This is a genomic window from Archangium sp. Cb G35 (assembly GCF_001896145.1).
Taxonomy (GTDB): Bacteria; Myxococcota; Myxococcia; order Myxococcales; family Myxococcaceae; genus Archangium; species Archangium violaceum.
Genome location: NZ_MPOI01000023.1, coordinates 159,566 through 166,362, shown reverse-complemented (window position 1 = coordinate 166,362; position 6,797 = coordinate 159,566). Strand labels below are relative to the sequence as shown.

Annotated in this window: 8 protein-coding genes; 2 read left to right on the top strand and 6 right to left on the bottom strand. The window is 71.4% G+C overall.

What is annotated here, in order from left to right:
- On the bottom strand, positions 1 to 252 hold a 252-nt coding region (locus BO221_RS49280), incomplete at its 3' end, for a S4 domain-containing protein (RefSeq protein WP_255408563.1).
- 43 nt (positions 253 to 295) lie between these two features.
- On the opposite strand from BO221_RS49280, the gene BO221_RS49275 reads away from it, so the two are divergent.
- Positions 296 to 1,777, top strand: a complete 1,482-nt coding sequence (locus BO221_RS49275; RefSeq protein ID WP_073567887.1) for a pentapeptide repeat-containing protein — start codon at positions 296 to 298, stop codon at positions 1,775 to 1,777.
- Between the two features lie 226 nt (positions 1,778 to 2,003).
- Complete coding sequence (locus BO221_RS49270; RefSeq protein ID WP_073567886.1) at positions 2,004 to 2,945, top strand: DUF4382 domain-containing protein; 942 nt, start codon at positions 2,004 to 2,006, stop codon at positions 2,943 to 2,945.
- 133 nt (positions 2,946 to 3,078) lie between these two features.
- Here the strand turns inward: BO221_RS49270 and BO221_RS49265 are convergent, their stop codons facing one another.
- Genes BO221_RS49265 through BO221_RS55240 form a run of 5 tightly spaced genes read right to left on the bottom strand, consistent with a single transcriptional unit; the run spans position 3,079 to position 6,786 of the window.
- On the bottom strand, positions 3,079 to 4,056 hold the full coding sequence (locus BO221_RS49265) for an MBL fold metallo-hydrolase (protein ID WP_073567885.1): 978 nt from the start codon (positions 4,054 to 4,056) through the stop codon (positions 3,079 to 3,081).
- A 50-nt stretch (positions 4,057 to 4,106) separates the two neighbouring features.
- Positions 4,107 to 5,072: a DMT family transporter gene (locus tag BO221_RS49260; protein WP_083682673.1), complete on the bottom strand. Its 966-nt coding sequence runs from the start codon at positions 5,070 to 5,072 to the stop codon at positions 4,107 to 4,109.
- Between the two features lie 15 nt (positions 5,073 to 5,087).
- Complete coding sequence (locus tag BO221_RS55245) at positions 5,088 to 5,873, bottom strand: hypothetical protein (protein ID WP_073567884.1); 786 nt, start codon at positions 5,871 to 5,873, stop codon at positions 5,088 to 5,090.
- Positions 5,870 to 6,640: a hypothetical protein gene (locus tag BO221_RS57540; RefSeq protein ID WP_073567883.1), complete on the bottom strand. Its 771-nt coding sequence runs from the start codon at positions 6,638 to 6,640 to the stop codon at positions 5,870 to 5,872. The genes BO221_RS55245 and BO221_RS57540 overlap by 4 nt, the downstream gene beginning before the upstream one ends.
- Positions 6,640 to 6,786: a hypothetical protein gene (locus BO221_RS55240; protein ID WP_158080052.1), complete on the bottom strand. Its 147-nt coding sequence runs from the start codon at positions 6,784 to 6,786 to the stop codon at positions 6,640 to 6,642. The genes BO221_RS57540 and BO221_RS55240 overlap by 1 nt, the downstream gene beginning before the upstream one ends.
- Positions 6,787 to 6,797: the final 11 nt, after the last annotated feature.

The window sequence follows — 6,797 nt, the reverse complement described above, 5'->3', positions numbered from 1 at the left end:
GGGGGGAGGGGGTGGGGGTTTGCGCTCCTCGGGGGCGGCGGGGGCGAGGAGCTGCTCCTCCGTCCCCCGGATGGAAATGGTGTCGCCGGCGGCCAGGGGCTGCTCTGGCTGGGCGCGTTTGCCGTTCACCCGCACCTTCTTCACGCGAATCATCTTGAAGAGGTGGGAGGTGGGCACGTTCGCGAGCTTCTTGCGGAGGAACTTGTCCAACCGCATGCCCGCGCTGTCTTCCTCGATTCGGAACTCGATCATTTGACTGGCGCCCGGACCTCACCACACCGATAAATTCGGGTCCATGCCGAAAGCCCCCACGATTGAACAGCTCCTGCAGAACGGAAGCGCCGAGTGGAACCGCCTGCGCAAGTCGGGCAAGGTGCCCACCGAGCACACGGGCGCGACCTTCGCGCAGCTCTTCTCCGCCAATGCGGACCTGTCCGGACTGGGACTGGTGGGCAGCGAGTGGGAGCGCTGCGACCTGTCCAAGGTGAACTTCCGTGATACGGACCTTTCCAACGCCTACTTCCACGGCGGCCGCCTCCAGGATTGCGACTTCCGGGGCGCCAACCTGGAAGGCGCCACCTTCGAGAAGCTCAAGCTCCTGCGCTGCGACTTCACCGGCGCCAGGGGCCTGGAGGAGGCCGACTTCGACGAGGTGGACATGGACCGCGTCACCGGCCTGGACGGAGAGGAGGCTCCCCCTCCCCCGCCCCCGCCGGTACAGGGCATCACCGCCTTCACCCGCGAGCAGCGCGACAAGGTGATGGGTCCGGGCGCCCTGCTCTCCCCCTCCACCGAGCTGCCGCAGCAGCCCGGCGAGGGCGAGCCGCCGCCCTTCAAGCCCCAGGACAACCCGGGCCAGCTCTTCTTCCGCGCCCTCAAGCGCCTGGGCGCTCCCCCGCTCTGGGTGCTGGACGTGGCCGGCCTGCGCCCCCTGCTCCCCGCCCGCCTGCCCCCGGGCAGCTCCCTGGAGACGCTCTACCGCGAGGCGGTGAAGACGCGCCTGGAGAACAAGAAGCCCGCGGCGGACCCCGGTGCGGTGGAGCGCGCCCAGCGCTCGCTGCGCATGGGCGCCAAGGACTCCAACCTCGCCGCCATGTACCTGCGCGAGGTGGGCGTGGTGCCCTCCTTCCGCTTCTCCGCGGCCAAGGTGCTCAAGGACTCCCTGCGCGAGGAGCTGGCGGTGGATGACCTCACCGGCTCGGTGGATCCGCGCACCACCGGCGCGCTCCTGGAGCTGCGGCTGCCCCAGGAGGTGGTGGAGCACACGCACGAGGTGCGCCGCCGGCTCGCCGCCACGCAGCTGTACACCGCCCTGCTGGAGGCCGGCTTCAACCCGGACAACAACTGGGAGGAGGCCCTGGAGTCCGCCGAGGCCTCGATGGAGCTGGCGCAACTGGCCACCGGCGAGGACCGGCAGGCCCTGCTCGAGGGCTTCCAGGTGTTCTCCGCCCTGCCCGAGGAGGCCCGGCTGCGCCGTCTGGCCTACCTGGCCGAGTCCCTCAACCACCTGGAGCTCCTGGGCCGTCTGCCCGAGGGCATGGAGCCGGCCTGGCTCTCCGGCCCCGAGACGCGCGAGTGCCACGACCGCGAGATGACGTACGTGCAGGCCCTGCGCGCGGACGACATCCCCCGCAAGGTGGCCGCGCTGGCCAAGGCCGAGCTGGGCGTGCCCGAGGGCGAGGTGCCCGAGGAGAGCGAGGACGATCTCTTCGTCCACCTGCGCTGCGACGTGTGCGGCAAGGAGAAGCTCATCGTCCAGTCTCCCGCGGACGAGTGAGCGGCGGGTGACGGGGCGCGTCATGAAGGTGTGACGGGCGCCCGTGGACGGGGGGAGTGAACGGTCCGGGACACTCCCCCTGTCCCAGCTGGTACACCCGCCCGGCCCCGGTCACGCAAGTGGCCGGAATCCGGGGCCCGGGAACGCGGCACGCCGGGTGCTTTGGGGAGGACACGTGAGCCCACGGGCTCATGAGTTCCTTCACCACACCCCGGAGTCCTCTTCCATGAAACGCCTCCAGCTTCTCACGCTCAGCCTGTTCGCGCTGGCCTTCGGTCTGGTCACCAACGGCTGCGGCAACCAGGGCAGCGTCACCATCAAGCTCACCGACGCCCCGGGCGACTTCAAGGCCGCCGTCGTCACCATCTCCGAGGTCTACCTCCAGGGAGAGGGCGGCCGCGTGGTCCTCAGCGACGAGGCCACCACCACCAACCTGCTGACGCTGGCCAACGACACGAAGGACATCGTCAAGGACGCCATCGTCCCCGCGGGCAGCTACTCCGAGCTGCGCTTCGTCATCTCCGGCGCGTACATCGAGGTGGAGCAGGAGGACGGCAGCACGGCCATCTTCGCCACCTCCAACGACTACGCGGGCCTGCCCGAGGGCGCCACCGTCGCCGGCATCCTCCAGACGCCGAGCTTCAGCTCCTCCGGCGTGAAGGTGAAGTTCGAGGGTGACGCGGTGGAGGTCGCCGGCGAGCAGAAGGTCATCCTGGTGGACTTCGACGTGTCCCAGAGCTTCGGCAAGGACCGTGGCCAGGGCGACAAGTGGGTGATGAAGCCGGTCATCAAGGGCGCGGAGATCGTCTTCAGCGGCAGCGTGAACGTGACGCTGGCCCAGGGCGAGGGCGTGACCCTGCCCACCGTGGATGGCGCGCCCCTGACGCTGGGCGCCTTCCGCGCCACCCTCCGCAGCACCGAGCCCGCCGCCGATGGCGCCGCCGAGCCCGCCGCCGAGGAGCTCGCCCTGACGGACGCCAACGGTGACGGCGTGTACGAGGCCAGCTTCAAGTTCCTCGTCCCCGGCAACTACGAGCTGAGCTTCGTGGGCCCCGAGGGCCTGAGCTTCACCACCAACCCCGGCATCCCGGCCTCCGTCACCATCGGCTCGGGCACGGACCAGTCGAAGGCCTTCGTGCTGACCTCGGCCTCCATCACGGTGCGCTAGTTAGCGGCTCCTCAGAAAATGGAAGAGTCCCACACGGACTCGTAGTATGAGTACTTCCCAGTAGTACCCCCCCTCAGTTGTACCGGACGGGGATACGGCACGGCACCGTATCCCCGTTCGGACCTTGCGGGGCTCAGAGGAGCGAGAGCTGCTTGGGCGCGCCGAGCGCACGCGCATCCAGGCCGTGCCCGCGCAGCACCTCGGCCAGCTCCTCGGCGAAACCGTGCAGGGTGATGACGTCCCGGGCCCCGGTGGCCTTCGCGTAGCGCACCAGCGAGGGACAATCCGCATGGTCCGAGAGCGGGAAGGCCACGTCCGCGCCATAGCGCCGCGTGGCTCCGGCCCCATCCACCGCCCAGCCGGTGAGCACGGCGGTGGCACGCGGCCAGAGCGGAGCGAGCGCCCCACCCCGATTGAGGTGCGGCGGGAAGAAGAGCACCTCGCCCGGCTCCACACGGCCCTCGTAACGCCGCAGCGGCTCGATGGGGACACCGAGCTCGCCGTAGAGCTTCGTCACCTCGTAGATGGAGGGGTGGGCCACCAGCGAGAAGCCGCGGTCCGCCAGGTACTTCATCGCCTCCTGGGCCTTGCCCAGCGCGTAGGCCAGCAGCACCGGCACCGCGCCACGCTCCAGGTGACGGCGCACCCAGGACTCCACCTGCCCCAGCACCTCCTCGCGCGGCGGGAAGACGTAGCGCGGGTGCCCGAAGGTGGACTCGATGACGAGCACGTCGCACTCGGCCACCTGCGTGGGCTCGGCGGTGAGCGAGGGCGCGAGGCTGATGTCCCCCGTGTAGACGATGCGCTTGCCGTCCTCGCGGGTGACACGAATCTGCGCGCTGCCCAGCACATGGCCCGCGGGCAGCAGCTCCAGGGTGAGCGAGCCCAGCGCGAAGGGGCGGCCATAGGGCACGGCCAGCGGTGCGTTGAGGGTGCCCAGGCGGTGCGCCATGAGCCGCAGCGTGGCGGCGGTGGCGATGGTGCGCTCGTGCCGGGCGATGTGGTCAGAATGCGCGTGGCTGACGAAGGACAGCGGGGACTTGCGCTTCGCGTCCAGGGACAGCGGCGTCCCCGTCAGGTGCAGTCCGTTCCTTCGCAGCTCGACGCTCATGGGAAGCGCTGGGTATAGCGCGTCCCGGCGGGCATGCACGTCTTCTCGCCCTACTCGCTGGCCGGTGCGTCCGGCAGCCGGGGGGCCGTGCGCGCGCGCACCTTCTCCCAGAGATGGCCTCCGAGCTCGGCCACCAGCACGCCCAGGACGATGAGGCCTCCGCCGATCCACTCGCGCGGGCCGAGCACCTCGTAACCGAGCGCCACCGAGTACACGCCGGCGAAGACGGGCTCCATGGAGCAGATGAGCGCCACGCGCACCGCGGTGGTGCGGGCCTGTGCCCACGTCTGGATGCAGATGGCCAACGCGCTGGCGAAGAGGCCACAGAAGGCCGCCGCGCCCACGAAGGACGGCGTCCACTCCACCCGCGCCCCGGCGAAGGGCAGGCAGAGCACGGACAGCAGCGACACCACCCACAGCTGCACCCCCACGAGCGCCACCACGCCCGACTTCGGCGCGTACCGCTCGGTGAGGAGGATGTGGAAGGCGTAGGCCAGCGCGCAGCCCAGCGTCAGCCAGTCGCCCCGGGAGAGCCCCTGTCCCGCGTCCAGCTCCGCGCCGGTGAGGTAGCGCATGCCCACCGCCGCCAGCACCACGCCCACCCATGAGGAGATGCGCGGCACCCGCCGGAAGAGGATCAGCCCCAACACAGGGACGAGCACCACGTACAGCCCGGTGATGAAGGCCGAGCGCGAGGGCGTGGTGGACACCAGTCCCATCGTCTGCAGGGCGAAGCCGAGGAAGAGGAAGACGCCCATGAACAGTCCCCGGCGCAGCGTCTGGGGGACGAGCATCTCCCGCCGGGCGATGGCCGTGAGCGCCAGCGCGCCGATGCAGAAGCGCAGCGCGACGAAGGAGAAGGGGTCTCCATGGCTGAGCGCTCCCTTCACCACCACGAAGGTGATGCCCCAGAAGGCGGTGATGAGGGCCAGGGCCCCGTCCGCCCGGAGGCGCGCCCGGGCGTCCGGGTGGGACGGGATTCCCGTCGTCTGCGTGGGTGACGAAGTGCTGCTCACGGGGCTGCTTTTGGCCTACCCACCGGACCGATGCAATGGGGGAGACGGCACCTCCCAGCCCCGAGCCCTCGCCTCCCGGGCGAGCTCCCGCAGGAGCGCTCCGTCCACTCCGAGCCCTCGAGCCACGGGAGCCACCAGGAGCCACCGCTCCCGCGCGCTCCCCTCCTCCGCGTACACGAAGCCCCGGAGCCGGCCCCTCGCATCGAAGGCCCCCACCACCAGCCCCGCGCCCCGGGCGAGCGCCGCGCCCAGCTCCGCCGCCGCGTGGGGCAGGTGGTGCCCCGCGAAGACGAGCAGGGCGTGTGCCTCGGCGGGACGCAGCGGGCGAACCGTCCACGCGCCCAGCCACCGGGCTCGCGCGGGTCTCGTCCACGCGGACGTTCCCCACGTACGCGCCAGCCGCACGGCGCCTCGCGATACGGGGTTGCGGAAGGCCGTGGTGCCCAGGCGCTGCACGGCACGCAACCACGGGCGCGCGAGCACGGGCACGGGCAACTCCACGCCCCGCGTCCGCACGCGGATGACCCGTCCGAGCAGCTCGGCGGAAGGATCCTCCCGTCCCAGCAACGAGGCGGTGCGCACCGGGGACGTCCCCGTCACGAGGTGCGCGGTCAGCCCGCCATCCGTCCGGAGCAGCACGGCGACGTCTCCCGGGGCCACCGCATCCACCGCGCACCGGAGTACCTGGATGGAGTCGCCACTGCGCAACAGCGGCCACATGCTGCGGCCCAGCCCTCGCACCCAGAGCGTCCTGCCCTCCGGGAGCTGGCGCAGCACCTGCCCCACGGCCATGGACGTCACGCCGCCTCCACGAAGTCCCGAGCGAAGCGGCCCGCGTCCGGCGACTTGCGGCAGGTGAAGCGGAACAGGCCCACGCGTCCGGCCAGCGCCGCCGCTCGCGCCGTCAGCTCCGGGCGCGACACCGTTCCCGGAGGCGGCCGGTAGGCCTGTTGCAGCAGGAGGCGCACCGCTTCCGGGGCCTCCACGGGACTCACCGACTCGGCCGGGCCCTTCACCACCCAGACGATGCGCGCCAGCCGCGCCGCCGCGCACGTGGGCACCAGGTCCGCATCCGAGCGGAACGGGCTTCCACACACCTCGCCCGAGGGCAGCAGCCCCACCGTCTCGTCCGACAGCAGCGCGCCTCCCGCCGCCACCGCGTTGCGCGCCAGCGTGGACTTGCCCGCGCCACTCGGGCCCACGACGGCCAGCGCGTTTCCGGAGAACGCCACCGCCGCCGCATGGAGCAGCAGGCCGCCCTGGCGCAGCACGCTCACCAGCACCGCCGCCCGGAGCGCCGCCTCCGCCGCGAAGGGGTCCGGGGGGATGTGCGCCACCACCCGCTCCGCCTCCACCTCCACGGAGCCCCACACCGGCCGTTGGGCATCCAGGAGGAAGCCCCGGGCAGCGGCTTCGGGGGACGCGGGATGGGCACTCAGGTACACCCGGGGAGCGCCCGCCCGCTCGGAAGGTTGGAGGTGGGACCAGACGCACCGCCGCTCGAGCAGGGGAACGAGCCCGTCCTCCACCTCGATGACGCCCTCCCCCACCCGCACTTCACGGCCCATCAGGACTCGCCGTCAGGGGCTCGGAAGTCGCAGTTGGGCTCGCACTCCTGTCCCGTGGAGGCGAAGAGGTTGGCCACGAGAATCTTCTCCGAACGGATCGCCGGAGGCCGGTAGGGCCGCTTGCGCTTCCTGGTCTCGTCGGGCATCGCCATCTCCT